This is a genomic window from Marinobacter sp. (genome assembly GCF_041984545.1).
GTDB lineage: Bacteria > Pseudomonadota > Gammaproteobacteria > Pseudomonadales > Oleiphilaceae > Marinobacter.
Genome location: NZ_JBHIXV010000110.1, coordinates 245 through 548, shown reverse-complemented (window position 1 = coordinate 548; position 304 = coordinate 245). Strand labels below are relative to the sequence as shown.

At 57.9% G+C, this 304-nt stretch carries 1 protein-coding gene; it reads right to left on the bottom strand.

Annotated elements, in window-relative coordinates; translation table 11 throughout:
* A partial coding sequence (locus ACFC20_RS17785) for an antitoxin Xre-like helix-turn-helix domain-containing protein (protein WP_375194141.1) occupies nucleotides 1–253 on the bottom strand: 253 nt, incomplete at its 3' end.
* Between the last annotated feature and the right edge of the window lie 51 nt (nucleotides 254–304).

The following is a 304-nucleotide window of genomic DNA, read 5'->3' as shown; positions in this document are numbered from 1 at the left end:
ACTGCTTCATGGCCGTGGATTCGCCGCCGGTTAGCGCAAACACGCTGCGGTACAAGCGTATGAAGAGCAGGGCGAGCTCACCGGACTTGCTGGTAGGGTCTATGCCGTCCCGAACCAGGCCCGTCCGGTTGCGGCCGACAATGTCAGCCAGTTCGGTCTGGTTGAAGCCGAAGGATTTGCCGGCGTTGAGCAGCGCCTTTGACAACAGCGCCTTGTCGTCGGTTTGCTGTTTAGCGGCCTGTGCTGTGCCCATGGCGCTTCTCCTTTGGTGATCTTTCACAGTATACACCGATGTAGTGAAAAA